Origin of the sequence: Nonomuraea rosea, from assembly GCF_039539705.1 — a bacterium.
GTDB lineage: Bacteria > Actinomycetota > Actinomycetes > Streptosporangiales > Streptosporangiaceae > Nonomuraea > Nonomuraea rosea.
The window spans coordinates 277717-304586 of the sequence record NZ_BAABDQ010000011.1 but is presented as its reverse complement, the minus strand read 5'-3'; the positions used below and the strand labels follow the sequence as shown (position 1 = coordinate 304586).

The 26870-nt window shown below is 67.7% G+C and carries 26 protein-coding genes; 5 read left to right on the top strand and 21 right to left on the bottom strand.

The window, feature by feature from the left end:
- Nucleotides 1–26: 26 nt before the first annotated feature.
- From ABEA43_RS26515 to ABEA43_RS26495, 5 genes are all read right to left on the bottom strand, one after another.
- On the bottom strand, nucleotides 27–803 hold the full coding sequence (locus ABEA43_RS26515) for a DUF4097 family beta strand repeat-containing protein (RefSeq protein WP_345565859.1): 777 nt from the start codon (nucleotides 801–803) through the stop codon (nucleotides 27–29).
- A complete protein-coding gene (locus ABEA43_RS26510) occupies nucleotides 800–1456 on the bottom strand; it encodes a response regulator transcription factor (protein ID WP_345565857.1) in 657 nt (218 codons plus the stop codon). Before ABEA43_RS26510 ends, ABEA43_RS26515 begins: the two co-directional genes overlap by 4 nt.
- The gene (locus tag ABEA43_RS26505; protein ID WP_345565855.1) at nucleotides 1447–2607 is read right to left on the bottom strand and encodes a sensor histidine kinase; all 1161 of its coding nucleotides are present in this window, start codon (nucleotides 2605–2607) and stop codon (nucleotides 1447–1449) included. Before ABEA43_RS26505 ends, ABEA43_RS26510 begins: the two co-directional genes overlap by 10 nt.
- An 86-nt stretch (nucleotides 2608–2693) precedes the next feature.
- Nucleotides 2694–3413, bottom strand: coding sequence for a dethiobiotin synthase (gene bioD, locus ABEA43_RS26500; RefSeq protein ID WP_345565853.1), 720 nt, complete (start codon nucleotides 3411–3413; stop codon nucleotides 2694–2696).
- A 46-nt stretch (nucleotides 3414–3459) separates the two neighbouring features.
- Nucleotides 3460–4179, bottom strand: a complete 720-nt coding sequence (locus ABEA43_RS26495; protein ID WP_345565852.1) for a GntR family transcriptional regulator — start codon at nucleotides 4177–4179, stop codon at nucleotides 3460–3462.
- 504 nt (nucleotides 4180–4683) lie between these two features.
- On the opposite strand from ABEA43_RS26495, the gene ABEA43_RS26490 reads away from it, so the two are divergent.
- Nucleotides 4684–6153 carry a histidine kinase N-terminal domain-containing protein gene (locus ABEA43_RS26490; protein ID WP_345565850.1) on the top strand — a complete coding sequence of 490 codons (1470 nt, stop codon included), beginning with the start codon at nucleotides 4684–4686 and terminating at the stop codon, nucleotides 6151–6153.
- Between the two features lie 34 nt (nucleotides 6154–6187).
- Here ABEA43_RS26490 and ABEA43_RS26485 read toward each other — a convergent pair whose 3' ends face one another.
- On the bottom strand, nucleotides 6188–6442 hold the full coding sequence (locus ABEA43_RS26485; RefSeq protein ID WP_345565848.1) for a WhiB family transcriptional regulator: 255 nt from the start codon (nucleotides 6440–6442) through the stop codon (nucleotides 6188–6190).
- Nucleotides 6443–6714: 272 nt separating this feature from the next.
- The gene (locus tag ABEA43_RS26480) at nucleotides 6715–7689 is read right to left on the bottom strand and encodes a diacylglycerol/lipid kinase family protein (RefSeq protein ID WP_345565846.1); all 975 of its coding nucleotides are present in this window, start codon (nucleotides 7687–7689) and stop codon (nucleotides 6715–6717) included.
- Nucleotides 7690–7778: 89 nt separating this feature from the next.
- On the opposite strand from ABEA43_RS26480, the gene ABEA43_RS26475 reads away from it, so the two are divergent.
- On the top strand, nucleotides 7779–8162 hold the full coding sequence (locus ABEA43_RS26475; RefSeq protein WP_345565844.1) for a hypothetical protein: 384 nt from the start codon (nucleotides 7779–7781) through the stop codon (nucleotides 8160–8162).
- On the opposite strand, the gene ABEA43_RS26470 is transcribed toward ABEA43_RS26475, so the two are convergent.
- The 3 genes from ABEA43_RS26470 to sodN all read right to left on the bottom strand — a co-directional run bounded on the left by ABEA43_RS26470 (nucleotide 8159) and on the right by sodN (nucleotide 9956).
- The gene (locus ABEA43_RS26470) at nucleotides 8159–8938 is read right to left on the bottom strand and encodes an RNA polymerase sigma factor SigF (RefSeq protein WP_186404427.1); all 780 of its coding nucleotides are present in this window, start codon (nucleotides 8936–8938) and stop codon (nucleotides 8159–8161) included. The two genes, ABEA43_RS26475 and ABEA43_RS26470, sit on opposite strands and share 4 nt — an antisense overlap.
- Nucleotides 8939–8955: 17 nt before the next feature.
- A complete protein-coding gene (locus tag ABEA43_RS26465; RefSeq protein WP_345565843.1) occupies nucleotides 8956–9381 on the bottom strand; it encodes an anti-sigma factor in 426 nt (141 codons plus the stop codon).
- Between the two features lie 173 nt (nucleotides 9382–9554).
- On the bottom strand, nucleotides 9555–9956 hold the full coding sequence (sodN, locus tag ABEA43_RS26460) for a superoxide dismutase, Ni (RefSeq protein ID WP_345565841.1): 402 nt from the start codon (nucleotides 9954–9956) through the stop codon (nucleotides 9555–9557).
- A gap of 17 nt (nucleotides 9957–9973) precedes the next feature.
- Between sodN and ABEA43_RS26455 the strand changes: the two genes are divergently transcribed.
- Entirely contained in the window at nucleotides 9974–10342 is a 369-nt protein-coding gene (locus ABEA43_RS26455) for a S24 family peptidase (RefSeq protein WP_425570368.1), read from the top strand.
- Here ABEA43_RS26455 and ABEA43_RS26450 read toward each other — a convergent pair.
- The 4 genes from ABEA43_RS26450 to ABEA43_RS26435 form a co-directional block, all read right to left on the bottom strand.
- Nucleotides 10312–10737, bottom strand: a complete 426-nt coding sequence (locus ABEA43_RS26450; RefSeq protein ID WP_345565837.1) for a CGNR zinc finger domain-containing protein — start codon at nucleotides 10735–10737, stop codon at nucleotides 10312–10314. The two genes, ABEA43_RS26455 and ABEA43_RS26450, sit on opposite strands and share 31 nt — an antisense overlap.
- Before the next feature lie 61 nt (nucleotides 10738–10798).
- Nucleotides 10799–11542: an amino acid ABC transporter ATP-binding protein gene (locus ABEA43_RS26445; RefSeq protein ID WP_345565835.1), complete on the bottom strand. Its 744-nt coding sequence runs from the start codon at nucleotides 11540–11542 to the stop codon at nucleotides 10799–10801.
- Complete coding sequence (locus ABEA43_RS26440) at nucleotides 11539–12366, bottom strand: amino acid ABC transporter permease (protein WP_345565833.1); 828 nt, start codon at nucleotides 12364–12366, stop codon at nucleotides 11539–11541. The genes ABEA43_RS26445 and ABEA43_RS26440 overlap by 4 nt, the downstream gene beginning before the upstream one ends.
- Before the next feature lie 3 nt (nucleotides 12367–12369).
- Entirely contained in the window at nucleotides 12370–13224 is an 855-nt protein-coding gene (locus tag ABEA43_RS26435; RefSeq protein WP_345565831.1) for an ABC transporter substrate-binding protein, read from the bottom strand.
- A 263-nt stretch (nucleotides 13225–13487) separates the two neighbouring features.
- Here ABEA43_RS26435 and ABEA43_RS26430 point away from each other — a divergent pair, with 263 nt between their 5' ends.
- Entirely contained in the window at nucleotides 13488–14708 is a 1221-nt protein-coding gene (locus tag ABEA43_RS26430) for an NAD(P)-dependent malic enzyme (RefSeq protein ID WP_425570367.1), read from the top strand.
- A 244-nt stretch (nucleotides 14709–14952) separates the two neighbouring features.
- On the top strand, nucleotides 14953–16311 hold the full coding sequence (locus ABEA43_RS26425) for an NsdA family TPR-like regulatory protein (protein ID WP_345565827.1): 1359 nt from the start codon (nucleotides 14953–14955) through the stop codon (nucleotides 16309–16311).
- A 91-nt stretch (nucleotides 16312–16402) separates the two neighbouring features.
- On the opposite strand, the gene ABEA43_RS26420 is transcribed toward ABEA43_RS26425, so the two are convergent.
- The 7 genes from ABEA43_RS26420 to ABEA43_RS26390 form a co-directional block, all read right to left on the bottom strand.
- A complete protein-coding gene (locus tag ABEA43_RS26420; protein ID WP_345565825.1) occupies nucleotides 16403–17896 on the bottom strand; it encodes a trypsin-like serine peptidase in 1494 nt (497 codons plus the stop codon).
- Nucleotides 17897–18076: 180 nt separating this feature from the next.
- Nucleotides 18077–19600, bottom strand: a complete 1524-nt coding sequence (locus tag ABEA43_RS26415; protein ID WP_345565823.1) for a trypsin-like serine peptidase — start codon at nucleotides 19598–19600, stop codon at nucleotides 18077–18079.
- 434 nt (nucleotides 19601–20034) lie between these two features.
- Nucleotides 20035–21561, bottom strand: a complete 1527-nt coding sequence (locus ABEA43_RS26410; RefSeq protein WP_345565821.1) for a trypsin-like serine peptidase — start codon at nucleotides 21559–21561, stop codon at nucleotides 20035–20037.
- 664 nt (nucleotides 21562–22225) lie between these two features.
- The gene (locus ABEA43_RS68220; protein WP_425570366.1) at nucleotides 22226–22606 is read right to left on the bottom strand and encodes a transposase; all 381 of its coding nucleotides are present in this window, start codon (nucleotides 22604–22606) and stop codon (nucleotides 22226–22228) included.
- 129 nt (nucleotides 22607–22735) lie between these two features.
- Nucleotides 22736–23899, bottom strand: a complete 1164-nt coding sequence (locus ABEA43_RS26400) for a trypsin-like serine peptidase (protein ID WP_345565819.1) — start codon at nucleotides 23897–23899, stop codon at nucleotides 22736–22738.
- Nucleotides 23900–24097: 198 nt separating this feature from the next.
- Complete coding sequence (locus ABEA43_RS26395) at nucleotides 24098–25222, bottom strand: trypsin-like serine peptidase (RefSeq protein ID WP_345565818.1); 1125 nt, start codon at nucleotides 25220–25222, stop codon at nucleotides 24098–24100.
- Between the two features lie 343 nt (nucleotides 25223–25565).
- Nucleotides 25566–26687 (bottom strand): trypsin-like serine peptidase, encoded by a 1122-nt coding sequence (locus tag ABEA43_RS26390; protein WP_345565817.1) that lies wholly within the window; start codon nucleotides 26685–26687, stop codon nucleotides 25566–25568.
- Nucleotides 26688–26870 lie beyond the last annotated feature (183 nt).

Sequence of the window (26870 nt, the reverse complement as noted above, 5' to 3'; positions counted from 1 at the left end):
CCATCTCCGCTCTCCAGGGGCCGGGCTCACTTGCAGCAGATGGACACCGACCCTCCCGGCGCCTTCGCGGTGATCTTGCGATCGGACGTGGCGTCGAGCCTGACGTCGATGAGGGACTCGTCGGCGTCCACGGTCACGTCGTAGGAGCCTCTGGGCACGTTCACGTTCACGTCTCCCGATGTCCTGACCACGGCTTTGACGGCGGTCGGCATCGTGGTGAACGACAGGTCCACGTCGCCTGAGCCGACCTCCACGTCGGCCGGCCCGCCCTTGAGCATGTCCGCCCTGACATTGCCCGAGCCCGACCTGGCCCAGACGGCGCCGGAGACCTTCTGGACGTGGACCCAGCCGGAGACGGAGGTCAGGCGCACGTCGCCGAACAGGTTGCTGACATCGAGCTCGCCCTGGGTCGAGCTGGCCTCGACGTCGGTCTCCGGCGGCACCATGACGACGTAGTCGGCCCGGCAGAGCGGCCCGGCCGGCTGGTCGGATCCCGGGCAGGTCGCGTCGAGCCGCAGGGTCCCGGTGCGCTCGTCCCAGTCCTCGGTCACGGTCGGCCGATCCTTGGCCCAGCGCAGTGTCCTGTCGAGCAGCAGCTCCCCGGCCACGCCCGGCATGATGATCAGGCTCACGTCACCCGTGCCCGCCTTGACCAGGACCTTGTTCTTGGTGAACGGGATGGATCGCTGGGTGGTGTCCGTCGGCGGCGTGGCCCTGGCGAAGCCGCGCCACAGCTGCAGCGTGGACAGCAACAGCGCGAGCACGGTCACCACGGTGCCCGCCGTCAGCCAGACCGCTCTCATGGCAGGCTCCTGATCTTGAGGAACTGCAGGACGGCGAGCACGCGCCGGTGGTCGCCCTCGGCGGGTGACAGGTCGAGCTTGGTGAAGATGTTGCCGATGTGCTTGCCCACCGCCCCTTCGCTGAGCACCAGCGCCTGGCCGATGCCCGCGTTGGAGCGGCCTTCCGCCATCAGCTGGAGCACCTCGTGCTCCCGGGGCGTCAGCCGTTCGAGCGGATCGCTGTTGCCGCGCAGCAGGAGCTGGGCGACCACCTCGGGGTCGAGCGCGGTGCCGCCGGAGGCCACCCTGCGCAGCGCGTCGATGAACTCGGCCACGTCCGCCACCCGGTCCTTCAGCAGATAGCCGACGCCGCCGGTCGCGGCCGAGGCGAGGAGCTGGGCGGCGTAGCGCTCCTCGACGTACTGGGAGAGCACGAGGACGGCCAGGCCCGGCTGCTGGCGGCGCAGCACGAGCGCGGCCCGCAGCCCCTCGTCGGTGTGCGTGGGCGGCATCCTGACGTCGGTGATCACCAGCTCTGGACGGTGCTCCTCGGCCGCGCGCAGCAGCCCCTCCGCCTCGTCCACGGCCGCCACGACCTCCAGGCCGGCGGCGTCCAGCAGCCTGATCAGACCCTCGCGCAGCAGCACGGAGTCCTCGGCGAGCACTACTCGCACGGCAGATCCACCTCGATCGTCGTAGGGCCGCCCAGAGGGCTGGACAGGCGGAGTGAGCCGTCGACCGAGTCGATGCGCTGCGCCAGGCCGCGCAGCCCGGTGCCGCCGTCCAGCCGCGCGCCGCCGCAGCCGTCGTCGTAGACGAGCACGTGCAGGCGGTCGCCCTCGCGTCGCACGCGCACCTCGGCCTTGGTGGCCGCGGCGTGCTTGGCGATGTTGGTCAGTGCTTCCGACACGGTGAAGAACGCCACCGCCTCGATGGTGGGAGTGGTCCGCCGCTCGATGTCGACGCGGAGCTTGACGGGGAAGGGCGCGCGGGCGGCGACGCCGGACAGCGCCGCGTCCAGGCCCTGGTCGTTGAGCACCGCCGGGTGCAGGCCGCGGACGAAGTCGCGCAGCTCCTTGAGCGCCTGCTTGGCCTCCTCGTGCGCCTGCTCGATGGCCTCGCGGGCCGGGTCGGGCAGATCGGTCAGGGTGGCCCGGGCCAGGCCGAGGTTCATGGCGAGCGAGACGAGCCGCTGCTGCGCGCCGTCGTGCAGGTCCCGCTCGATCCTGCGGCGCTCGGCGTCGGCCGCGTCGATCACGCCCGCCCGGCTCTCGGTCAGCGTCTCGATCCGCTGCCCCAGCTCGGTACGGCTGGGTCCGAGCAGCGTACGCGCGACCAGCAGGTCCAGCGCCGCCATGCCGCGCGCCAGGACCGGGGCGAGCAGCAGCAACGCGAGCCCGATCGCCACGAAGGCCATCATGACCCGCTTGTCCCTGAGGTCGAACATGAACTCCAGCGGAGGCGGCTGCATCTTCGGCGCCAGGAACGCCAGCAACCCCACCACCGCCCCGCCCCACACCAGCGCCACCAGGATCGCCGCCGGCAGGCTCACGACGGGAGACAGCAGGTGGTAGCCGATCTGCCGGTACGTCGCGGGGCTGCGCCAGCCGGTCGGGGCGGGCATGGGCGGGATGCGGGCGTCCAGGAACGCCTCGAACCTGGAACGCTGCACGGCGGTGGCCCAGGCCAGGCCGCGCGGCAGCAGGGGAGGCGACACGACCAGGACGAGCGTCAGCGCGCCGAGCACCGCGGCGACCGGGAGCCCGATCATCACGTGTGACGTGTCGAGCCAGGCCCGTGCCGCCCACGGGCGGGGGACTTTCATGGCTCCACGGTATTGACGACCGGCCGACGCGCGAAATAGGTCTGGTGTGCTGATCAATGGTGGGGTTAGCCCCACCCTCCAGACGCCTAGGCCGGGGGGAGCCGGTGGCGGAAGGCCGCGGGGTCGAAGGCGCCGCCCAGCGTGGCGCCGAGCCCCTTGTGGGCCGTCTCGGCGAACGCCGGCCCGCCGAGCGTCCCGGCCCCTTCGGGCAGCGCCCCGGCCAGGGGCCGCGCGGCGAGCATCTCCAGGTCGCTCACGGCGCTCACCGCGGCGATCCCCGGCGCGGCCGGCCAGCGCCCGATGACGAGCCCGGCCAGGTCGAGCCCGCGATGCGCGAGCGCTTCCAGGGTGAGCGCGGTGTGGTTGACGGTCCCCGCCCCGGCGCCGGCCACGACGAGGACCTGTGCGTCCAGCAGCCGGGCCAGGTCGGCGATGGTCGCGCCGTCCTCGTCGAAGCGTACGAGCAGCCCTCCGGTGCCCTCCACGACCACCAGCCGGTTGCTCTCGGCCAGCTCCCGGATCAGCCGGGCGGCCCCCGCCATGGACACGGGCGGCATCCCGGCGGCCCTGGCGGCGGCGGCAGGGGAGAGCGGGCCCGCGTACCGGCAGAGCTCGAAGGTGGTGGTGATCCCCGACAGCCGGATGACCTGGTCGACGTCTCCAGGCTCGTCCGGAGCCGTCCCGGTCTGAGCGGGCTTGACCACGGCGACGGAAGAGCCGCGCGCCCTGGCCAGTGCCGCCAGGGCCGCCGCGACGACCGTCTTGCCCACGCCGACGTCGGTGCCGGTCACGACGAGAACGCTCATGCATCTCAGCCTAGAAGGACGCGAGGCCGGCGACCCTGCGAGATGGTCAGGGGCGGCGCAGGCGGGTGACGAACTTGTAGCGGTCGCCGCGGTAGAGCGACTGCGCCCACTCGACCGGGTTGCCGTCGGCGTCGAAGGCGTGCCGGGTGAGCAGCAGCATCGGCAGGCCGACGTCCACGCCGAGCGCCTTGGCGTCGTACGGCGTGGCCAGGACGGTCTCGATGATCTCCTCGGCGTCCGTGAGCCGCACGTTGTAGGCGTTGTGCAGCGTCTCGTACAGCGACGCGTGCACCTCCAGCTCCCGCCGCAGCCGCGGGAAGCGCCGCGCGGACAGGTGGGTGGTGTCTATCGAGACCGGCTCCCCGTTGGCCAGCCTGAGCCGGTGGATGCGCAGCACGCGCCCGCCCGGGTTGATGGCCAGGCGGCGGGCCAGGGCCTCGTCCGCGGTGACGTAGCCGATCTCCAGGATCTTGGTGTCCGGCTCCAGCCCGGCCGTGCGCAGGTCGCCGATGTACGAGGTGAGCTGCAGCACCTGCGCCACCTTGGGCTGCGCCACGAAGGTGCCCTTGCCCTGGATCCGCAGCAGCCGGCCCTCCACCACCAGCTCGGTCAGCGCCTGCCTGACCGTGGTGCGCGAGGTCTCGAAACGTACGGCCAGCGTGCGCTCGGGCGGCAGCGCCGAGCCCGCCGGCAGGCTCTTGGTGAGCTCGAGCAGGCTCCGTTTCACGTCGTAGTACTTCGGTACGCGGGGGCTGTCGTCTGTCACGCGCTCACCTTCACTTCTGCCACGGCGGTGAGGGCGTGTCTGATCACCGCGAGATCATCGGAACTCACTTTGGCCCGAGCGGTCAACCGCGGGCTTGTGCGGCCGACCGGCGCCGAGCGCGTACGGCTCCTGGCACGCACGGATCCGAGCAGCTCAGGTTGATTGTGAAGGATATCCACAGCGACGCGCGCGATCGTCACCGAGGCCGGTCCCGGACTCGTGTCGCGGCGGAACCACCTGGTCGTGGAGATCACCTCCGGCATCGCCGAGCACTGCCCGTCCTGGGGTTCGAGCGTCTTCGGCAGTGTGATGGTTCTCACAATATGAGATTTCCGATAAAACCAGTTGGGTGCACGATGCCGTATCCGCCTTCACTGTGCGAGTGCGCGGGCGTGCGGGCGGGTCGAGCGGGCTCCTGCCCGTGTCTCCGATGCGTAGTCAAAGGTGGCCATTCGCGCGGGGGCCGGTTTGGTTGTTGCGGGGGAAAGCACGCATGATGCACTCGTGCCGACTCTCAGCGACCTCGTAGCCCGCCACACCACGCTCGACGAGGCCGACCTCGACTGGCTGCACTCGCTGGTCTCCGACTGGCAGCTGCTGGCCGACCTGTCCTTCGCCGACCTGATCCTGTGGGCGCCGCTGCTGGGGGAGAGTGGCTGGATCGCGATCGCTCAGATGCGCCCGACGACCGGGCCGACCGTCTATCACGACGACATCGTCGGCAGCGTCGCGGCCAAGGGCGAGCGCCACCTCATCGACACGGCCTGGAACGAGCGCCGCATCTGCCGTGAGGGCGACCCCGACTGGTCCACGGGCGTCCCGGTCAGGGAGGAGACGATCCCGGTCCGCCGGGCCGTCGAGAACGGTGAGGGCCGCTTCCTCGCGGTGATCCAGCGCTCCACGAACCTCTCCTCGGCCCGCACCCCGTCCCGCCTGGAGCTGACCTACCTGCAGAGCGCCTCCGACCTGGCGCAGATGGTCGCGGAGGGGCGCTTCCCCTTCTCCGGCGAGGAGCCGATCCTGGTCCGCTCGCCGCGCGTCGGCGACGGGCTGCTCAGGCTCGACCGGGCCGGGCGCGTCACATACGCCTCCCCGAACGCCCTGTCGGCCTACCGCCGGCTCGGCCTGCACGCCGACCTGGTCGGAGCCGAGCTGGGCCGGGTCACCGCGACGCTGTGCTACTCGGACGAGCCCATCAACGAAGACCTCATGATCGTGGCCAGCGGGCGGGCGGCGAAGGAGACCGAGGTCGAGTCCGGCGGCACGATCGTGCAGCTCAGGGCCATCCCGCTGATCGTCGGCGGCGGCCGCATCGGCGCGCTGGTGCTCATCAGGGACGTGACGGAGCTGCGGCGGCGCGAGCGCGAGCTGATGACCAAGGACGCCACGATCAGGGAGATCCACCACCGGGTGAAGAACAATTTGCAGACCGTGGCCGCGCTGCTCAGGCTCCAGGCGCGGCGGCTGCAGGTGCCGGAGGGCAGGGAGGCTCTGGAGGAGGCGGTACGCCGGGTCGGCTCGATCGCGATCGTGCACGAGACGCTGTCTCATGCGCCGGAGGAGTTCGTGGACTTCGACGAGATCGCGGATCGGGTGATCGCGATGGCCGGCGAGGTGTCGGCGGCGGAGGTGGCCGTCATGCCCAAGCGCATCGGAGGTTTCGGCGTCCTGCCGTCGCTCATCGCCACGCCGGTGGCCATGGCGCTGACCGAGCTGCTGCAGAACGCGTTGCAGCACGGACGGCCCAAGCGGCTCGAGGTGCTCGTGGAGCCCACGGCCGATCGGCTGCACGTCACCGTATGGGACGACGGCCGCGGTCTGCCCGCGGGTTTCGACCTCGACAGCTCCACCAGCCTGGGGTTGCAGATCGTCCGTACGCTGGTGGAGGGCGAGCTGTCGGGCAAGCTGTCCATCCAGCCGCGCTTGGAAGGCGGCACGGTGGTCACGCTGTCGATCCCGCTCCCGGCCGCTTGAGCGCGGCGCGCGTGACGGGAAGGTTCAGTTGGGTTCAGGCGGAGGCGCGGGCACGGGCACGAGCAGAACGACGCTTGACAGCGCGACGCTCGTCCTCGCTCAGACCGCCCCAGACGCCGGCGTCCTGACCGGACTCCAGCGCCCACTTCAGGCAGCGCTCGACGGCCGAACAGGACCGGCAGACCTGCTTGGCCTCCTCGATCTGCATGAGGGCCGGGCCAGTGTTGCCGATCGGGAAGAACAGCTCGGGGTCCACGTCACGGCAGGCAGCTCGGTGGCGCCAGTCCATGCGTCCACTCCTTAGTAGATGGAGCCTTTGGTCGGCTCCGTGCGGCTACTACTTTGTGAAGAGTTTCACTAACTCAGCCGAACGATTACCCGAATCCTGTAAAGACCGGGGTCGCCCGTTGACGCGCGGAGGGCCTTGGGGTTGTTAAAGGTCCTACGTTCCGACGTCAGTGTTGAGCTTTTCAGCCACGCAGAGTGCACGCAAGAGGGTTGGCGCGAAGTTTTGGCGGTTATGGATGTCGGATGCGTCACACAATGACCGAATGTAACCAACTAGACCAGAACTTGTAACGCGTTCGGTGTAGACCGGAATGTCACGGTTTCAAGTTCGCCCAGGTAGTCGCCGTCCAGCTGGAAGGCCACAGGGCGATCCGCGGTGAGGGTGAACTCGGGCTCGTCGTGCAGTTGGACGAGGTGCCGGCCGGACGGAAGAACCTCACTCTCCGTGAGGATCTGCCGGATCGTGGTGGCCAGGGTCATCGGTCCCATCCGGCGCAGCCCGAGCAGGTCGAGCCCCGTCTCGAAGCTGGCCCACGGGGTCGGCGTGACCGGTCGCGTCCCCACGTACGTCCAGGGCGAGGTGTTGGAGATGATCGCCATGTACACCCCGTCGGCCGCCGGAATCCCCGGACCGGTCAGGCGCATCGGAGGATGCCGCTTGTCCGTGGCCAGATAGTGCCTCAGAGCGGTGTTCACATACCGTGTAGGGGTAGCTTTCCTGCCGGTGCCCCGGAGGCCTTCTACGGCCCGTACAACCTCGGCGTCGTAACCCATGCCCGAGCAGAACGTGAAGTAGCGGCTCTGCCCCTCCCAGAGGGCCTGCCCCAAACCCACGGTCCTGCGCCGGCCCTCGCTGAGCGCCTCCAGCACCGCGCCCGTGGACTCGGTCGGGTCGTTCGGCAGCCCCAGCGCGCGGGCGAACACGTTCGCGCTGCCGCCGGGGATGACGATGAGCGCGGGCCGCCCGGCGCTCGGGTCGTCGCCCGGCGGGAGCTCGCCCGGCTCGTCGCCGTTGACCGGGTTGAGCAGGCCGTTGACGGTCTCGTTGATGGTCCCGTCGCCGCCGAGGACCGCCACCACGTCATAGCCCTTGGCACGGGCGGTGGCGGCCAGCGCCGCGGCGTGGCCGCGGTAGCGGGTCTCCTCGACAGAAAGCTCCACGGCCGCGCCGAGCGCGCGGATCAGCACGTCACGCGTACGTGCGTTCGTGGTGGTGGCCTTGGGATTGACCAGCAGCATGGCGCGCATAACGCCAGCGTAGCCGGTGATCGATGTCCGCCTTATCGGCCGAACGTCCTATTTCCCCGCGTCGTACGCGACGCGGGTAGGGTACGGGCGTGAACCCTCGTCCCCTGACCCTCTACATAGCCGCCGCAGTCGTCGCCCTGGAGGGCCTGGTGGCGCTCGGGCTCGGCGTCCTGGTCGCGGTGGAGACGCTCACCGGCGCACCGGACGCGATGACGACCGCTCTGGCGGAGGCCGTGTTCGGCCTGCTGGTCGGCGCGGGGCTGGTCTGGGTGGCCTGGGGCGGGCTGTACAAGATGGAGCGGTGGGGGAGGTCGCCGGCCGTGCTGACCCAGATCTTCCTGCTGCCCGTCGGCGTCACGCTCATCCAGTCGGATCAGCCGCAGCTCGGGATCCCGCTGATCGTGGCCGCCGTGGCCGGGCTGGTGACCCTGCTGGCGCCTCCCACCACCCACGCCCTCTACGGTGACGGCTAGTCGTCCGCGGTCAGGCCCTCGCGCAGCTGGGCCAGGGTGCGGGCGAGCAGGCGCGAGACGTGCATCTGCGAGATGCCCAGCTCGGTCGCGATCTGCGACTGCGTCATGTTGCCGAAGAACCGCAGCAGCAGGATCCGCTTCTCGCGCGGCGGCAGCCGTTCGAGCAGCGGCTTGAGCGACTCGCGGTATTCGACGCCCTCCAGCGACTCGTCCACGATGCCGAGCGAGTCGGACACCGCGGGGGCGTCGTCGTCGCCGGAGTCGGGCGCGTCGAGGGACACGGTCGAGTAGGCGTTGGCCGACTCCAGTCCTTCGAGCACCTCCTCCTCGGTCATCTTGAGGTAGGTGGCCAGCTCGGCAACGGTCGGCGCCCGGCCCTCGCGCTGCGACAGATCGCTTATCGCCTTGGTCAGCGAGAGCTTGAGCTCCTGCAGGCGGCGCGGCACGCGGACCGCCCAGCCCTTGTCGCGGAAGTGCCGCTTGATCTCGCCGACGATGGTGGGCGTGGCGTAGGTGGAGAACTCCACGCCGCGGTTGAGGTCGAAGCGGTCGATGGACTTGATCAGCCCGATGGTGGCGACCTGGGTGAGGTCGTCGAGCCACTCACCCCGGTTGCGGAAACGACGAGCCAGGTATTCGACCAGGGGAAGGTGAAGCTCGACCAGCTCATCCCTGATGCGCTGGCGGCGCGGCTCCTCGGGGCCCAGCTCGGCCAGCTCGGCGAAGAGCATGCGGGCGCGCACCCTGTCGGGCACGGCGTGTTCGCTGGTGGCCATGGCTCCAGTCCTTTCCGTCACGCCGACCTCGCTGCGCCTCGACGCTTACGCAGGACGATCGCCATGCGATCGGGAGAGCCGGTCACCGCGTCGACGTCGTCGGCCAGTGCGGTCAGCACCATCCAGGCGAAGTCGTCACGCTTGGGCGCGGAGCTACCGACCGTCGCCACCTCGACCCTGACCTGCATCTCCTGCCCGGTCAGCTCGAACTCGGCGGTGAGATCGGTGCCGGGCACCGCCTCACTCAGGAGCATGGCGCACGCCTCGTCGACCGCGATCCGCAGATCCTCGATCTCGTCGAGCGTGAAGTCCAGCCGCGCCGCCAGCCCGGCGGTGGCCGTACGCAGCACAGACAGGTAGGCGCTCGCCGCGGGGAGCCTGATGCTCACCACGTCGCGAATGCCTGCCACGCCTTCCGCGCGCGTCTCGGTTTCCTCGGTCACGTTCCTCCTCGCCTACGTGCGGACGCTACGTGCGGTGAGCCGCTGACGCGGCTCACCGTATCCGACGCCAACTGCAACTTACCGCCCCCGAGCGGTGGTTGGACGAATCAGACTCGCCATCAACAGAAAAGGCTCTGCGCGGTCTGCGACCGCACAGAGCCTTATGTGCTGTTTTAGGCGGCCTTGGTCGCCCAGAAGATCTTGGAGATTTCGTCGATCTTGCCCAGCAGGTCCTCGGCCTTGGCGACGTCCACGGTGCCCTTGGCACCGGCGGCGCCCGCGAGCTTTGTGGCGTCCCAGAAGAGCTGGTGAAGCTGAGGGTACTGCTCCAGGTGCGGCGGCTTGAAGTAGTCGGTCCAGAGCACCCAGAGGTGGTGCTTGACGAGCTCGGCGCGATCTTCCTTGATGGTCAGCGCACGGGCGCGGAAGACCGGGTCCTCGTTGCCGGCGTACTTCTCCATGATCGCCTTGACCGACTCGGCCTCGATGCGGGCCTGAGCGGGGTCGTAGACCCCACAGGGCAGGTCGCAGTGTGCGGAAGCGACATGCTTGGGTCGTAGCAGTCGTGCGAGCATCAGAAAGTCCTTCCTTGATGCTGAATCAGCTTGGTCCACAACCGACCTTACTCGGGTCCAGAACGCCTGCGGGTAGGGGGTCACAGCCCATGAGAGTGCGTGTCGAGGGCGATTCCATGCGTCCTGCGCTGGTTCCCGGCGACTGGCTCCTGGTACGCCGGGGGGCCATCGTCCATCCCGGCGACCTCGTGGTGGCCCGCCTGCCAGGCGACCCCGATCAGCTCATCGTGAAACGGGCGCAGTGGCGCGGCGCGGACGGCTGGTGGCTGGAGAGCGACAATCAGCGGGCCAGTGGGCGGCGCGACAGCTGGGACTTCGGCCCGGTCGAGGAGATCGTCGGCAGGGTGGTGCTGCGCTACTGGCCGCTCTTGAGACGGGCGCGATAGGCGGCCACGTTCGCCCGGCTGGCGCACCTGGCCGAGCAGTAGCGGCGTGAGCGGTTGGAGGAGGTGTCGAGGAAGGCCCGCTCGCAGTGCGGCTCCTGGCAGCGGCCGAGCCGGTCCACGCCCAGCTCCGCCACCAGCGCGGCCAGGCCCATCACGGCTCCGGCGGCGTAGTCCTCCGCGAGGTGCAGATGCCAGCCGCTGCCGTCGTGGTCGGAGAGCTGGGGGCGTACGGGATAGCGCACGAGCAGGGCGTTGAGCCGCGCGACCGCGTCCCGCTGGTCGCCGGCGGCGTCGAACACGGCGGCCAGCTCGTCGCGCAGCGGCCGCAGCTCCGGCGGGGGGCTGGGATCGTTGGCTAGCCGGACCGCCCACTCGGCGTAAGAGGTCAGGTCCATGCCGGAGTATTACACGAGAAGGCGGGGCGCGGTGGCGCCCCGCCTGCCTGCGTCTCTCGGGTTACCCTTCCGGATGCAGTACGCGGTGCAGGAACGTGCGCGTGCGTTCCTGCTGGGGCTCGCCGATCACCTGGGCCGGCACGCCGTCCTCGACGATCACGCCGCCGTCCATGAACACCACCCGGTCGGCCACCTCGCGGGCGAATCCCATCTCGTGGGTGACGACCAGCATGGTCATCCCCTCCTCCGCCAGCTTGCGCATGACGGTGAGCACGTCGCCGACCAGCTCCGGGTCGAGCGCCGAGGTGGGCTCGTCGAACAGCATCAGCTCCGGGTTCATGGCCAGCGCCCTGGCGATCGCCACCCGCTGCTGCTGCCCGCCCGACAGCTGGCCGGGCAAGGAGTCGCACTTCTCGCCGACGCCGACCTTGTCCAGGTTCTCCCTGGCCACGATCTCGGCCTCCCGCTTGCCGCGCTTCAGCACCCGCTGCTGGGCGATCATCACATTCTGCAGCGCGGTCATGTGCGGGAAAAGGTTGAACTGCTGGAAGACCATGCCGATGTGCCGCCTGGCGGCGTCGATGTCCACGTCGGGGTGGGTCAGCTCGGCCCCCTTGACGAACACCTTGCCCTTGGTGGGCTCCTCCAGCAGGTTCACGCAGCGCAGCAGGGTGGACTTGCCCGAGCCCGACGGGCCGATGACGCAGACCACCTGGCCGGGCTCGACCGTCAGGTCGATGCCCTTGAGCACCTCGTTGCTGCCGAAGTACTTGTGCAGGTCTCTCAGCTCGATGGCGTGGGTCATTGGATCCTTCCCTTACGCCGCTCCAGCCGGGACGCGAGATAGCCCAGCGGGATCGTGACGATCAGGTACGTCACGCCCGCGACCATGATGGGCGTGGCGTTGGCGTACTGGGAGGCCAGGTCGTTGCCGAACTTGGCCAGCTCGACGTACTCGCTGGACACACCGAGGAACAGCACCAGCGAGGAGTCCTTGAGCAGGGCCACGAACTGGTTGGTGGTCGGCGGGATGACCATGCGGATGGCCTGCGGGATGACCACGGTGACCTGCGTCCTGGTCGCGGACATGCCCAGCGACCTGGCCGCCTCCGTCTGGCCCTTGGGCACGGCCTGCAGACCGGCGCGGAAGACCTCCGCCTGGTAGGCGGCGCCGATCACGCCGAGGCCGAGCGCGACCTGGCCGTAGGTGCCGAAGGGCACCTCGAAGCCGGGCAGCGCGATCGGCAGGAAGGTGATCATGATGAAGATCAGCAGAGCCGGCAGCCCGCGGAAGATCTCGATGTAGATGATCGCGATCCACCGGTAGGGCCGCACCGGTGAGAGCCGCATCAGGGCGAGCACCAGTCCCACCACGAACGAGAAGACGAACCCGCTGAGCGTGTAGATGACGGTGTTCCGCAGGGCGATCGTGAACAGCTCGGGCAGCGCCTCGCTCGCGACCTCGGGCTTGGCGAAGTTCTGTGCCAGATTGCCCCAGTCGGCGTACAGCACGACGGCGACGAGCGCGGCGACCAGCACGATGTACTGGGCGCCGCGGCTGTACTGCTGCTTCTTCCGCGGGCTGAGCCTGGCGCGCGCAGGCTCAGCCGTCTTCGGCTGGTCGGCCATGGATCAGCCCAGCTCGCCGGGCTTCTTGCCGAACCACTTCACGAAGATCTGCTCGTACGTGCCGTCCTGCTTGGCCTTGGTGATCTCGTCGTTGATCGTCTTGAGCAGGACCGGGTCGGCGCCCTTCTTCAGCCCGATGCCGTACTGCTCGCCGGTGTCGAGGCTGCCGATCAGCTCGAACTTCTCGGCCACCTCCGGCTTCTTGAGCCAGGTGAGCACGACGGGCAGGTCCTGGACGATGACGTCCGCCTGACCGGCCTGCAGGGCGAGCAGCTCCTTGGCCGAGTCGGCGTACTCGGTCGGGTCGAAGCCCTGCTTCTTGACGTACTCCAGGCCCGTGGTGCTGGCCTGGGCGCCCAGCTTGAGGCCCTTGGCCTTGACATCGGCCAGCGACGTCGCGCCCGTGCCCTTCTTGGCCAGCAGCGCCTGCGTGGCGTCGAAGTACGGGACGGAGAAGTCGATGTTCTTCTGGCGGTCCGGAGTGATCGTCATGCCCGCGGCGGCCACGTCGCACTTCTTGGCCGCCATGGCCGCGCCACTCTTGATCACCGCGAAGTCGATGTCCACGATCTCCTGGGTCACGCCCAGCTTCTTCGCGGCGAGATCCACGATGTCCACGTCGAACCCGACGATCTTGCCACTCGCGTCCTTGAACTGGAACGGCTCATACGGGATGTTCGTGCAGACGGTGAGCTTGCCTGGCTGGACGAGCTGGACGCCGCCGGCCGCTGAGGCGCTGGCGCTGGTCGTGCCGGTGCCCGAGCCGGACTCGCTGCCGCACGCGGTCAGCGTGAGAGCAGCGGCGAAGACGAGCGCGCCGGCGGCATAGCCACGACGGCTCAGGGAACTGAGGGCCATGTACGGCCTCCTCGAAAGTGAAATGCCACGAAACTTGCGTTTTGTGCAGTTTAAGTGGGGCTTTGCCGCGGTCGGTCACCATGCATTTAACAATGCGTCAACAGAACGGCGTCGGCTCCGACACCGAACACCATCTCAGCATGTGGCACTATGGGGAGACGGGTGACCCCCGTACCCCCTCCCGAGACGGTCGACGAGGGGATCCTGGCAGCTACCAGAAGCCAGCCCACTCGGCACGTCCGCTGAAGGTCCTTCCGCTTCCAATGATTACAGGGGTCGCTGTGGCTGCCACGCCCGCTTCTGCATCCGCTTCCGCTTCCGCCGAGCCGTTCGAGCTGGATCCGGCCTTCGCGCTCCATCGCGGCGGCAAGCTCGAGGTCCGCTCCACCGTTCCCGTCCGCAACGCGGATGATCTGTCGCTCGCCTACACGCCAGGAGTCGCCAGGGTCTGCACCGCCATCGCCGACACACCCGCGCTGGTCCACGACTACACCTGGGTCTCCAACGTGGTCGCCGTCGTCTCCGACGGCACCGCCGTGCTCGGCCTCGGCGACATCGGCCCCTCGGCGGCCATGCCGGTCATGGAGGGCAAGGCGCTGCTGTTCAAGGAGTTCGCGAACGTCGACGCCGTCCCCATCTGCCTCGACTGCACCGACGTGGACGCCATCGTCGAGACCGTCGTGCGCCTCGCGCCGTCCTTCGGCGGCATCAACCTCGAGGACATCAGCGCCCCGCGCTGCTTCGAGGTCGAGGACCGGCTGCGCGACCTGCTCGACATCCCCGTCTTCCACGACGACCAGCACGGCACCGCCATCGTCGTGCTCGCCGCCCTCCAGAACGCCGCCCGCCTGACCGGCCGCTCCCTCGGCGACCTGCGCGCGGTCGTGGCCGGCGCCGGCGCCTCCGGCGTCGCCGTCACCCGCATCCTCCTGGAGGCGGGCATCGGCGACATCGCGGTCTCCGACTCCAAGGGCATGATCTACGAGGGCAGGGAGGGCCTCAACCCCGTCAAGGAGGCCCTGGCCCGCGACACCAACCGCACCGGCCACACCGGCTCGACGGAGGAGGCCCTGGCGGGCGCCGACGTGTTCCTGGGGCTGTCCGGATCGACCGTGTCCGAGCAGGCGATCGCCTCCATGGCCGCGGACGCGATCGTGTTCGCCCTGTCCAACCCGACGCCGGAGGTCCACCCTGAGGTGGCCGCCAGGCACGCCAGGGTCGTCGCCACCGGGCGCTCCGACTTCCCCAACCAGATCAACAACGTGCTGGCCTTCCCCGGGGTGTTCCGCGGGGCGCTGGACGTGCGGGCCAGCACGATCACCGAGAACATGAAGGTCGCCGCGGCGAACGCCCTGGCGGCCGTCGTGGGCGACGAGGTCACGGCGACGTACGTGATCCCGAGCCCGTTCGACGACCGCGTCGCGCCGGCGGTCACGGCCGCCGTGGCCGCCCAGGCCCGCGCGGACGGCGTCGCCCGCGCCTGAACCCGACCTCTTCCGGTGAGCGGGGGCTTTCGGCCCCCGCTCACCCCTTTTTGCGGCTTGTACGAGGTCGGAGCGGCCTTCGGGTTATTCGCCGGTGCCAGGGGTAGGTGGGCGCCCTGATCGGGCCGGGGCGGGACGGGAGTTCGGGTGACCTTTGGGAACTGCCAAAAACTCTTTACGCAAGGTGCTATAACAGTAGCTCTCTGTAAGGATGTGGGCGCCGACTCCTGTGACGAGGAGAGCGATGGAACGCGAGCCTAATCGACTGCTGCAGCAGCTCATCGCGGAGGCGGGTTTTTCCCACAAGGGACTGGCCAGGCGCCTCAACGATCTGGGCGCCGCACGTGGCACTCCCGGCCTCAAGTACGACCACAGCTCAGTGCTGCGGTGGATCGGAGGCCAGAGACCGCGTGACCCGGTGCCCTCCTTGCTCACCGAGATCTTCGCACTGCGGCTGGGCCGGCAGGTGACCTCAGAGGACCTGGGGATGCCGGCCATCATCACCCCCCTCGACCTCGGACAGGAGTTCACGCACACGTGGCAGGAGGGGGTCGCGACCGTGACGGCGCTGTGGCGGGCCGACGTGGAGAGACGGAGGTTCCTGATCGACTCGACGTTCGCGATAGGGGCGGGCTCCGTCGGAGCCATCCGCTGGCTGACGTCCCCCACCGAAGGGCGACCGAGCGGCACGGGCCTGCGACGCGTGGGCCGCGCCGACATCGCCGCCATCCATGAGGTCACCCGTTCGTTCGGGGAGCTCGACAATCGGTTCGGCAGCGGCCGGGTCCGCTCGTCCGTGGTCAAATACCTCGACACCGCCGTCTCCCCCTTGCTCAGAGAAGGCTCCTACGGCGAGAGCACGGGCCGTCAGCTGGCCTCGGCGGCGGCCGAGCTGACCCGTCTGGCCGGCTGGATGGCCTACGACATGGAGCAGCACGGCCTCGCCCAGCGCTACCTCATCCAGGCGCTCCGCCTGGCCAGGGGCGCCGACGACCACACCCTGGGCGGGGAGATCCTGGCCGGAATGGCCCACCAGGCCATCTACATGGGCCAGTCGGCCCACGCCCTCGACCTGGCCAGGTCCGCCCAGCTCGCGGCCCGCCGGGCCGGTGTGCAGACCCTGCTGTCCTCCGCGCACGTCCTGGAGGCCCACGCGCACGCGGGCCTGGGCGACCCCCGCTCCTGCGGTGCCGCCCTGCACGAGGCCGAGTGCGCCTTCGACACCCGCAAGCCCGCCGAGGAGCCCACGTGGCTCAGCTACTTCGACGAGGCCTATCTGTCGGCCAAGTTCGCCCACTGCTTCAGGGATCTGGGGGAGGGCGAGCGCACCGTGCGCCAGGCGCGGCGCTCGCTCGACATGGACACCCGCTTCGTGCGCGGGCGGATGTTCAACCTGTCGCTGCTGGCGGCCGGGCTGCTGCAGTGCGGCGAGCTGGAGGAGGCCTGTGCGACCGCCGCCAACGCGCTGACACTGGCCGGCGACCTGCAGTCGGCCCGCTCGCGCTCCTACGCGGCCGATCTCCGGCGGCGGCTGGAGCCGTACAAGAACGAGCGCCCGGTGCGGGCGCTGCGCGAGCGCACGCGGGAGCTCACCGCCGTGTAGACGCGCTCACCGTCGTGTAGACGCGCTCACCGTCGTGTAGATGACGCGAACGGCCCCGGACGCGCGCACGTCCGGGGCCGTTCCGTTTGCCTTACTTGAGCAGCTCGCCCTTGGGGCCCACGATCGACTTCGTGGCGGCGTAGTTGGCCTTGTCGTAGACGGCGGCCACCTCACCGTCGAAGATCGCGGCGCTGATGTAGTCGACGCGGCCGTTGCCGTCGTTGTCGTAGAACAAGCTGGTCACGCCGTTGACGTAGCCGGTGCGCTTGCTGTTGTTGTACTTGATGAGCCAGGGGCCGCCGTCGGCGCCGCCGGTCATCGAGCACTTGAGCGTCTGGTGCGTGTCCACCCTGAAGGTGTTGACCTGGGTGGTCTTGGTACCGGTCTTGCCGGCGCACCACTTGGGCGTGACGCCGCTGAACGGCTTGTCGCCGTCGGGGTGCGGGTCGGCGGGGTACCCGAAGGCGGTCACGCTCTGGCCCAGGGGCTGGTTCCAGGCGACACCCTGACCGCCGACGACGTCACCGAGCCGGCCCAGGTCCTTGGCGAAGCCGATGACGTAGTGCGCCTCGTAGTACTTACGCGAGGTGCCGGGCTTGACCCACTTCTGCGTGTAGTAGTGGGTGACGGTGTAGTTGCCGAACTGGTCGGGGGTTTCGCCCTTGCTGCCAGGCCCGGAGTAAGCATCCCACTGCGCCTTGGAGACGTGCTCGACCACGGGCTCGCCGAACTTGAAGCCCTGGCCCCTGCCGGTACCGGCGGCCTGGTACGTGGCCGAGCTGACCTCGACCTTCTCCAGCACGGCACCGGGGTAGTCGGGACCCACCAGGTCGGCCGGCTTGTCCTCACCCTCGGACCAGCAGTCGCCGAGGTTCAACTGGCACTTGCGGAACTCCGTGGCGTCGATCTCGCGCGGCCTGAGCCACTTGTCGCCCGCCCACGCCTTGAACTCGTTGTGCGACACCTCTTTCTCACCGGCCAGCGCGAAGCCGTTGTGAACGGCCACGAAGGCGAAGTCGCCGTCGTAGTCGTCATAGGTGTCGAGGTCGTAGGCGGTGAAGGCGTAGGCGCCGGCGTAGACGCCCCAGGGGGCCTTGCCCTGGTAGTAGCCGGGGATGAACACCCACTTGTCGTAGACGTCGTCCTTGCCGTTCGCGAAGACGCAGTGGCCCGCGGTGGCGACCAGGTTGCGGTTCCTGGCCTGGATGGACGTGGCGGAGCACCAGCGAGAGTGGCCGCTCTTGTCGAGGAAGAAGACCTTGCCGATGGTCTTGGGCAGGTTGACGTTCTTGGACGTGCCCGCCTTAGGCGTGGTGGTCGGGCCGGTCATGCCGGGCTTGCCGTCAGGCGCGCCGTTGCTCTGCGACGTGACCAGCTTGGGCACGTCCTTGGAGTCCCAGTGGTACTGGGTGGCCTTGCGCAGGGCGGCGCCGTTGGAGTCAAGCCAGAAATAGGCGGTGCTGTACGCGTCCGCAGGCTTGGGCTGGAGATTCTCGGTGGCCCAGTGCGGCGCGGCATTGGCGGGCATGACGATGGCGGCGGCACTCAGGCCGGCGGCGGCGAGGGGGATGAGCAGGCGCTTCACGGGAGGCTCCACAGTTGTCAAAAGGGGTGTAAAGACCCTATCGACCCTTTAGTAACTCTGGTAAGGGGAATTCTCAGATTGCACCAGAAAAGCCAAAGGACCCGGCAGGATGCCGGGCCCTTTGGGTACAAACTGGGTTGAACTGCGAGTCAGACTCTCAGCTCAGAAGATCACCCGAGACTACTTGGGCAGGCCCCAGGTGATGTCGCCCGACCAGACGTTGGCCGCAGCGGTGTACACCGTGTTGGTCTCGCCGTCGAAGTACGGGCTGGACAGGTAGTCCCAACGGTCGTTGCCGTCCGTGTCGTACAGAACGCTGGTCACGCCGTTGACGTAGCCAAGACGCTTGGCGTTGTTGTACTTGAGCAGCCACGGGGAGCCGTTGAAGCCGCCGGTGACGGCGCCCTTCAGCGAGATGTGCTCCTCGATCTTCAGCGACGGAACCTTGGTCGCCTTCGCACCGGTCTTGCCGTAAACCCACTTCGGCGTAACGCCGGAGTAAGGCTTGCTGCCGTCGGGGTGCGGGTTCGACGGGTAACCGAAGGTACGGACGTACTTGCCGGTCGGCTGGTTCCACGCGAAGCCCTGACCGCCAACGTTGTCGCCGAGACGGCCAACGCTCTTGATCTTGTGGGAGATCACGTAGAAGTCGAGACGGTAGTACTTGGCGTCCTTGCCAGGCACGGACCACTTCTGGACGTAGTAGTGCGTCACGAAGTAGTTGCCGGCCGCGTCGGTCCGCCGGGAGTCCTCAGGCGCCGCGTCGTACTTGGCCTTGTCGACCTGCTCCTCCAGCGGGTCGCCCCACTGGAAGCCCTGGCCACGGCCAGTGCCCAGAGCCTTGGCGGCCTCGTACTTGGCCTTGGTGACTTCGATCTTCTCGACAACGGCACCGGGGTGGTCAGGTCCAACGACCTTCGCGTCCTCGCCCGGCTTGCTGTCGTAGTAGACCTTGTCCGGGCCGTTCTGGCCCTTGTCGTAGTCAGCCTTGCTGATCTCCGTGGCCTTGACGTCAGTCGCCTGACCCTTGGCCTTAGCGGCCTGGTACTCCTCGTACGTGACCTTGGTCGCGGCGTTGAGCACGCCACCGATGCCGTTGTACACGGTGACGAACGCGTAGTCGCGGTCGAAGTCCTCGTACACGTCGAAGTCGTAGTGGGTGAAGGCCTGCTTGCCCACGTAGATGCCCCAAGGAGCCTTGCCCTGGTAGTAACCGGGGACGAAGACCCAGCGGGAAACGACTTCGTCGTTCCCGGCGATGTCGTAGACGCAGTGACCGGCCGTCGCGACCAGGTTGCGGTACTTCGCCTGGATGGAGGTGCCGGAGCACCAGTAGAGGTTACCGTCACGGCCCTCGAAGAACACCTTGCCGATGGTCTTCGGCAGGTTCACGTTCTGGGACTTGACGGTGGACTTCTTCTCCTCGCCGATGGGCGCGGTGGAACCCGGCTTGCCGTCAGCCGTATAACCACCCTTGGAGACGATCTTCTTGACGTCCTTGTTGTCCCAGTAGTACGCCTTGGCGGACTTCAGGGCGGCGTTGTCGGCCTTGGTCCAGAAGTCCAGGATCTCAGCAGCCTTGGCGTCACTGGCGAGCTGGTCGGCGGACAGCGTGTCGTCGGCCTGGGCCGTACCGGCAAGACCGGCGGCCAGGAGACCAGTGGCCAGAATGGCGCCACTGGCGGGGAGGAGGATGCGCTTCAAGGTAACTCCTTGCGCTGTCGTGGAACGCTTCTTGCGTCCCATGCGTCAGTAAAGGGATAGCCAGGAACATACAGTGTCGATCTTGAACTCGGGTAGCCGCTTTGGAAGGAAAAGATGCGACAAGCCGGGCGTGATCGTTCTGTGATGTTTAGGCGGATGTTGCGCAGGAGGTGAAGGAAGCGGGCCTTGCGGTCATTTGCCCTGATCAACATAAGGAAGTTGTCAGTGTGATCCGCGATGTCGAGGCGCTCCTCTGATTCGGCCGGGCGAGGCGATGTGACGCAGATCACATCGAGTTGATGGCACCGTCTGGGCATCCCATGCGTCCAAGCGCCTTCACTTTGGCCGGAAAAAGCGGAAGGGCCCGGCGGGATGCCGGGCCCTTCGCTTGTAACGGTTACACGAACGGCTCAGAGCCGGTCGCTATGCGTTACTTAGACCACCTTGCCGGACCACGAGGCCGCAGCGGCCTTGTAGACGGTGTTGGTCTCGCCGTCGAAGTACGGCGACGAGATGTAGTCCACGCGGCCGTTGCTGTCCTGGTCGTTGAAGGTGCTGGTGACACCGTTCACGTAGCCGAGACGCTTGCTGTTGCTGTACTTGTACAGCCACGGGCCACCGTCGGCGCCCTCGGTCATGGCGCACTTGAGGGCAACGTGCTCCTCGATCTTCTTGGCGGCGGAGCCGACAAGCTTGCCCGAGGTCTTGCCGTAGCACCACTTCGGCGTAATGCCGGTGTAGGCCTTGTTGCCGTCGGGGTGAGCCGAGGCCGGGTAGCCGAACACGCGGACGTACTTACCGGTGGGCTGGTTCCACGCGAAGCCCTGGCCGCCGACGTTGTCGCCGAGGCGACCGGCGTCCTTGGCGAAGCCCTCGATCACGAAGTAGTCGAGGCGGTAGTACTTGGTGTCCGTGCCGGGGACGTACCAGTCCTGGGTGTAGTAGTGGGTGATGAGGTAGTTGCCGAACTTGTCGGCGCCCTCACCCTTCTCACCCGGGCCCTCGTAGGCGGTCCAGGTGGCCTTGTCGACGTTCTCGACGACCGGCTCACCGTAGATGAAGTCCTGGCCCCTGCCGGTGCCCTTGGCCTTGGCGGCCTCGTACACGGACTTGGAGACTTCCTTCTTGTCCACGACGGCGCCGGGGTAGTCCGGGCCGGTGACCTTCTTCGCGGTGCCGAGCTTGAGGTCGTAGTAAGGAAGCTTCGTCGGGTCCTTGATGGCCGACTCGTACTCTTCCTTCTTGACCTCGGTCGCCTTGACATCGACGACCTGGCCCTTGGCCTGAGCGGCCTTGGCCTCATCGAAGGTGATCTTCGTGGACTTGCCGGCGCCCAGCTGCACGCCGTTGTACACGGTCACGAACGCGTAGTCGCGGTCGTAGTCCTCGTAGACATCGAAGTCGTAGTGGGTGAAGGCCGTCTTGCCCACGTAGATGCCCCAAGGGGACTTGCCCTGGTAGTAACCGGGGACGAAGACCCACTTGGACACGAGGTCCGTGTTGTTCGCAGTGTCGTACACGCAGTGACCGGCCGTGGCGACCAGGTTGCGGTAGGTCGACTGGATCGAAGTGGCGGAGCACCACTTCTTCTCGCCCTTGCTGTTGACGAAGAACACCTTGCCGATGGTCTTCGGCAGGTTCACGTTCTGCGTCTTGGCAGTGGTCTTCTTCTCCTCGCCGATCGGAGCAGTCGACCCGGGCTTGGTGTCGGAGCTGTAGCCACCCTTGCTCTGCAGCTTGGCGACTTCAGACTTCGACCAGACGTTGGACTCGGTGGCTGCCTTGAGGGCCGCGCTGTTGTTGTCCGCCCAGAATTCGGCGATGGCCTTCGCGTTGGCCGCGCTCGTCGCCATCGGGTCACTGGCGGTCGTGTCGTCGGCCTGGGCGGCACCGGCGAGGCCGGCAGCCAGAAGACCGGTGGCCAGGATGGCGCCACCGGCGGGGATGAGGATGCGCTTCAAGGGAACTGCTCCTTGCTCTGTCGTGGGTCGCAACATGCGTCCCATGCGTCAGTAAAGGGATAGCAAGGAACATAGCGTGGTGATCTCCGCAGGTGGAACCCTGTCTGGGCGATCCGGAAGGCGTCTCGACCGTCGTGACCGTGCTGTTATCTGTCAGAGACCTTTGCTGATCGTGACGGAGAGATCACGTTTTCGCAGGCTATGCGGGGGTTATTTATGTCGGGACGAAAGTGTCGTTAGGGCCTCGACACATAACGTAGTCGGCAAAACGTGACTTAGATCACAGGAACCAGATGGAACCCTGCCCCGTCTAATCTCGCTCGATCCTGCCAGGTGATCTTCAGGAAGCGGTCTGGGGCGTTCAGACTTCTCAGGTTTCGCCGCATCTGGCGGGGTTTCTGAGGGCGCGAGGGCCGTCCCAGAGCGGGGTCAAGGGTCGCGCGTGGCTTGCCACGCGGCCGCGGCCGCGGCGTTGAGGCGGTGTGCGGCAGGCCGAACCGGATGCCGGCGGTGGTTCGCGCCGTGGGTGAGAAGGCTGGGGACTCGGCTGCCTTCGAAGCGTCCAGCCGTGCGTGTGGCCGGCGGCTGGCCGGTTGCTCCGCCTGGCTGCCGGCCACGGTGATGTCTTCGCCGATGCGCAGCGCGCGGTACGGGCCGGCGGCGGTCAGTCGTTCAGGTGCCTGTTTGTTTGCGTCAGGTGGGCGCGGAGGCTGGCCAGGATCGGGTCGCCTGCTGTGCCTTCCCGGTGCCAGACGGGCGGAGGGACGTCTGGGGGCGGCTGAGGGCCCTCTTGGGTGGCGCGGATCGCGGTCAGGAGGCGTTGCCAGGTGCCGTCGGCGGTCCAGCGGCGGTGGCGCTTGTAGACGGTCACCCAGCAGCCGAACCGGGGCGGGAGGTCGCGCCATCGCGAGCCGGTGCGGGCCTGGTGGAGCACTCCGTTGATGACTGCCCGGTGCTCGGCCCGCCGGTCGGCGCAATCGTCGCCCGTGGGCAGCAGCGGGGCCAGGCGCTCCCACTCGGCGTTCGTCAGGTCACCAGGACGCATGCGCTTATCGTGACGACGTCAACACGGTGTGTCAGAGGATTAAAGAAAGATCTACGCAGGCGAATGGGCCCGGAAATGACAAGGCGAGGGCCTCGTGACTCCGAGGCCCTCGCTTTCCCCTGGTAGGGCTTACTTGTACAGCTCGCCGTTCGGGCCGACGATCTTGCCGGACCACACGTTCTTGGCGGCGTTGTACACGGACGCCGTCTCACCGTCGAAGTACGGCGAGGTGATGTAGTCGATGCGGTCGTTGCCGTCCTGGTCCGCGAACGTGCTCGTGACACCGTTCACGTAGCCCAGGCGCTTGCCGTTGCTGTAGTTCAGGAGCCAGGGGCCACCGTCGTAACCGGGGGTCACGGCGCACTTGAGGCCGATGTGCTCCTCGATCTTGAGCCACGACGCGCCGACGGCCTTGGAGGTGGTCTTGCCGTAGCAGTTCTTCGGCGTCACACCGCTGTACGGCTTGTTGCCGTCGGGGTGCGGCGCGGCCGGGTAACCGAAGGCGCGCACGCTCTTGCCGGTGGACTGGTTCCAGGCGAAGCCCTGGCCGCCGACGTTGTCACCCAGACGGCCCGCGTCCTTCGACAGCAGGATGTAGTAGTGGCCGCCCCACGAGCGCTTCGGGCCGGAGAAGCGCTGGTAGTCCTTGCGGTCCACCTGCTTGACACCGTTGAACTGGATGCCGTTGTAGACGGTGACGAACGCGTAGTCGCGGTCGTAGTCCTCGTAGGTGTCGAAGTCGTAGTGGGTGAAGGCCTGCTTGCCCACGTAGATGCCCCACGGCGCCTTGCCCTGGTAGTAACCGGGCACGAAGACCCAGTTGTCCAGGGTCGCCGAGTTGCTGTCCGTGTCGTAGACGCAGTGGCCGGCGGTGGAGACGAGGTTGCGGTAGTTCGACTGGATCGAGGTGGCCGAGCACCAGCGGAACTTGCCGGAGCCGTCGACGAAGAAGACCTTGCCGATGGTCTTGGGCAGGTTCACGTTCTGGCCCGTGGCGCCGGACTTGGTCTGTCCGGTCGGGGCCGTGGTGCCGGGCCGGCCGTCGGGGCTGTAGCCGCCCTTGGAGACGACCTTTCTGACTTCCTTCGAGTCCCAGGTGTACTGCGTCGCGGAACGGAGCGCCGCGCCGTTCGACGCGAGCCAGAAGGAGGCGACGGAGGAGGCCTCGGACGTATTGCGGGCCATGGGGTCGTGAGAGACGTCCCCATCGGCCTGTGCGGTGCCGGACAGGCCCGCGGCGAGCAGCCCGGTAGCCAGGAGGGCACCGCCGGCGGGGAGAAGGATTCGCTTCAAGGTAACTCCAGGTTGCGCTGACATGAGGCGCCTTATGCACCCCCAAAACTCAGCAAACGGACGACCCGGAACCTACAGCGTTGACTCTGGTCATGTGAATTTTCGGTAGATCATGTCAGCGTTCCAAACCGGCGCCGTGACCGTACCGAGATCAAGGTTTTAGCTGATCACCCGCAGTGATCGATTGGTTGCTATGACTTACGTCACATTTGGCGGAGTGTTCTGTGAGGCGGCTCGCCTGTAGACCTCTCCGGCCGTGGTGTCAAAGTACGGGGACGACACCGCGTCGTACCAGCCCTTGGCGTCCCTGTTCCAGGTCAGGCTGTTGACACCGTTCAGGCTGCCGAGCCTGCGGTTCTTGTCGTAGCCGATCAGCCACGGGCCGCCGCTCGCGCCCGGGCTGAAGTCGCAGCCCATGAGCTGCACGCCCTTCTGCAGGTCGAGGCTGGGTGCGACGGTCCAGCGCGTCGCCCCCTCCTGGCACAGCATCAGCTTCTTGCCGTCGAACGGGCGGGAGCCGTCGGGCTGCGCGCCCGCCGGGTAGCCCCAGGCGGCCACGGTGTACGTGCCCGGCTTCTTGTTCAGCTCCAGCCCCTGGCCGCCCACGTTGTCCTGGAGCCTGCCGACGTCCTCCATGACGTAGCCGCCGTCCTTGGCGACCCAGACGAAGCCGCGGTGCACGGTCACGAACGCGTAGTCGAAGTCGTAGTCGCCCTTGCCGGACCAGTCCTCGTGCATGCTGAGCGCGGCGCCCACGTAGATGCCGTCAGGCGTCTCACCGTTGGCGCCGGGGTTGGGGACGAAGATCCAGTATTCGGCCGCCTTGGTCTGCCGCGGGTCATACGCGCAGTGCCCGGCCGTGGCGACCACGCTGCGGTTGCTGGCCGTGACCGCGCTGGCGGAGCACCAGTACTCCTTGTCCCCGAACCGGAAGAAGACCTTGCCCATGGTCTTGGCGGCCGTGCCCTTACGCGGCAGCGTGGGCGCCGCGCTGTCCGCCGCCGTGCGCTTGGCCGCGGCGGCGGCCGAGGCGGTGGTCCCGCTGGGACCGGCCGCGGCGCCGGCGGACGTCGGCGAGGCGGTCGGGGAGGCCTGGGCGCCGGGCGTGGCCGGGCTGTAGCTGTCGGCCTTCTTGAGCCGGTCGGGCTTCCAGTAGTCGGCGACCCGCTTCACGTCCACGGCGGTTCGCGCCATCGGGATGGCGTACACCTTGCTGGCGGGCGCGGTGGCGGGCGCGGCGTTCGCGATCCCCGTCAAGGCAGGCAGGATCAGCAGCGCGCTGCTGAGCGCAGCCGCCACCACGTGCCTGGCCCGGGGGATCATGAAATGCCTTTCTTGGGGTCGTAAGGGTGGATTTTTCCAGATGTGCAGGCCGTATTGCAGCCAGGATAGACATTCGTTACCTGATCAAGGGTGCACACTGAACTATAAGGATGCCGTCAGACATCCACTCCCCGCGCCACTGAATGATCATTAGTGATCATCGTATCCGCTGGTCAGAGGCATGATTTCGGTCGGGCGAGAGGAGTGCAATTCCGTTCTTTCGCGCGGCCGCATTCGGTGCGCCCAGTGGCGTACGACACGTTGCCGGATCGCTTGGAGCGGGCCAAATGAGCGCGGGAAGGCCCCGGATCTCATGGGATCCGGGGCCTCGGGTGCTCGCTCGTCACGGCATGTTGCCGGTCCAGCGGTTGGCGGCGGCCTTGTAGACCTTGTAGGTGTCGGTGTTGAAGTACGGCGACGAGATGTGGTCGAAGCGGTCGTTGCCGTCGGTGTCCCACGCGACGCTGTTGACGCCGACCAGGTAGCCGGTCCGCGACGCGCTCTTGTAGTTGTAGATGAACGGCCCGCCGCTCGCGCCGGCGGTGAAGGAGCACTTGAAGCCGATGTGCTCCTGGAGGTTGTACTTCCGGGCCTCGGGCATCGGCTTGGTCTTGCCGTAGCAGTACTTCATCGTGCGGCCGGTGTACGGCTTGTCGCCGTCGGGGTGGTCGCCCGCCGGGTAGCCGAACGAGAACACGTTCAGCTTGGTGCTCCGGTTCCAGGTGAAGCCCTGGCCGCCGACGTTGTCACCCAGCCGGCCGACGTTCTTGACGGTCCACTTCCACTGGGCGCCGACCTTCTCCCACTTGACCTTGATGCCGTTGAAGACGTTGACGAACGCGTAGTCGTAGTCGTAGTCCTCCTTCACCACGAAGTCGTCGTGCGCGTTGAACGTCTTGGCGGCGTAAATGCCGTAGGGGGCCTTGCCCTCCCACACATTGTTGCCGTCCCAGTACGACGGGATGAAGATCCAGTTGTCGTAGAAGGTGTTCTTGCTGGTGTCGTACACGCAGTGGGCGGAGGTCGCCACCAGGTTGCGGTACTTGCCCTGGACGGAGCTGGCCGAGCAGTAGCGCCAGTTCCGCGGGTCGCGCGGGTCTTTCCTGGGCAGCGTGAAGAACACGCGGCCGACGGTGTTCGGCAGGTTGACCTGCTTGCTCTTCTTGGACTTGGTCTTCTCCTCGCCGATCGGCGGAACGGATCCGGGAGGACCGTCAGGCGCGTCGTTGGTGCCCTTGACGCCCTTGGAGGACAGGTCGAGGCCGTCGTCGTAGTCGGAGGCCAGTTTCATGCGGTCCGGCGTCCAGAACTGGATCGCCTGCTCGGCGGGGGTGGACGAACTCTTGGAGACGACGTCTGAGGGTGCCGTCGCGCTCGCCGCGGTGCCGCTGATCGTTCCCGCCGCCAGACCGATGGCCACCAGGCCGGCCAGCGGGATAGCGATGCGCCTTGCTCGGGAATACATGGAGCTCCTCTCAAGTTCTCGGCGGCCCAGAGCGGGGGACTGTGCCCCGGTGGGCCAGGAAAACGTTCGAAACGTTAATGAATGGCGCAAGCGGGTGGCCAGGAAGCGGCGTCAAAAAGCATGGGACGGTTCCATTCCGTTATCTGAACGGCAAATCCGCATGCCTTACCGACTGGCATCTGC

What these genes read in the sequence shown, in the direction of transcription:
- ABEA43_RS26515 (WP_345565859.1), bottom strand. Translation starts at nt 803, where the DNA reads ATGAGAGCGGTCTGGCTGACGGCGGGCACCGTGGTGACCGTGCTCGCG.
- ABEA43_RS26505 (WP_345565855.1), bottom strand. Translation starts at nt 2,607, where the DNA reads ATGAAAGTCCCCCGCCCGTGGGCGGCACGGGCCTGGCTCGACACGTCA.
- bioD (WP_345565853.1), bottom strand. Translation starts at nt 3,413, where the DNA reads ATGAGCGTTCTCGTCGTGACCGGCACCGACGTCGGCGTGGGCAAGACG.
- ABEA43_RS26485 (WP_345565848.1), bottom strand. Translation starts at nt 6,442, where the DNA reads ATGGACTGGCGCCACCGAGCTGCCTGCCGTGACGTGGACCCCGAGCTG.
- ABEA43_RS26480 (WP_345565846.1), bottom strand. Translation starts at nt 7,689, where the DNA reads ATGCGCGCCATGCTGCTGGTCAATCCCAAGGCCACCACCACGAACGCA.
- ABEA43_RS26470 (WP_186404427.1), bottom strand. Translation starts at nt 8,938, where the DNA reads ATGGCCACCAGCGAACACGCCGTGCCCGACAGGGTGCGCGCCCGCATG.
- sodN (WP_345565841.1), bottom strand. Translation starts at nt 9,956, where the DNA reads ATGCTCGCACGACTGCTACGACCCAAGCATGTCGCTTCCGCACACTGC.
- ABEA43_RS26455 (WP_425570368.1), top strand. Translation starts at nt 9,974, where the DNA reads ATGCTGAATCAGCTTGGTCCACAACCGACCTTACTCGGGTCCAGAACG.
- ABEA43_RS26450 (WP_345565837.1), bottom strand. Translation starts at nt 10,737, where the DNA reads ATGGACCTGACCTCTTACGCCGAGTGGGCGGTCCGGCTAGCCAACGAT.
- ABEA43_RS26445 (WP_345565835.1), bottom strand. Translation starts at nt 11,542, where the DNA reads ATGACCCACGCCATCGAGCTGAGAGACCTGCACAAGTACTTCGGCAGC.
- ABEA43_RS26440 (WP_345565833.1), bottom strand. Translation starts at nt 12,366, where the DNA reads ATGGCCGACCAGCCGAAGACGGCTGAGCCTGCGCGCGCCAGGCTCAGC.
- ABEA43_RS26435 (WP_345565831.1), bottom strand. Translation starts at nt 13,224, where the DNA reads ATGGCCCTCAGTTCCCTGAGCCGTCGTGGCTATGCCGCCGGCGCGCTC.
- ABEA43_RS26430 (WP_425570367.1), top strand. Translation starts at nt 13,488, where the DNA reads ATGATTACAGGGGTCGCTGTGGCTGCCACGCCCGCTTCTGCATCCGCT.
- ABEA43_RS26425 (WP_345565827.1), top strand. Translation starts at nt 14,953, where the DNA reads ATGGAACGCGAGCCTAATCGACTGCTGCAGCAGCTCATCGCGGAGGCG.
- ABEA43_RS68220 (WP_425570366.1), bottom strand. Translation starts at nt 22,606, where the DNA reads ATGCGTCCTGGTGACCTGACGAACGCCGAGTGGGAGCGCCTGGCCCCG.
- ABEA43_RS26395 (WP_345565818.1), bottom strand. Translation starts at nt 25,222, where the DNA reads ATGATCCCCCGGGCCAGGCACGTGGTGGCGGCTGCGCTCAGCAGCGCG.
- ABEA43_RS26390 (WP_345565817.1), bottom strand. Translation starts at nt 26,687, where the DNA reads ATGTATTCCCGAGCAAGGCGCATCGCTATCCCGCTGGCCGGCCTGGTG.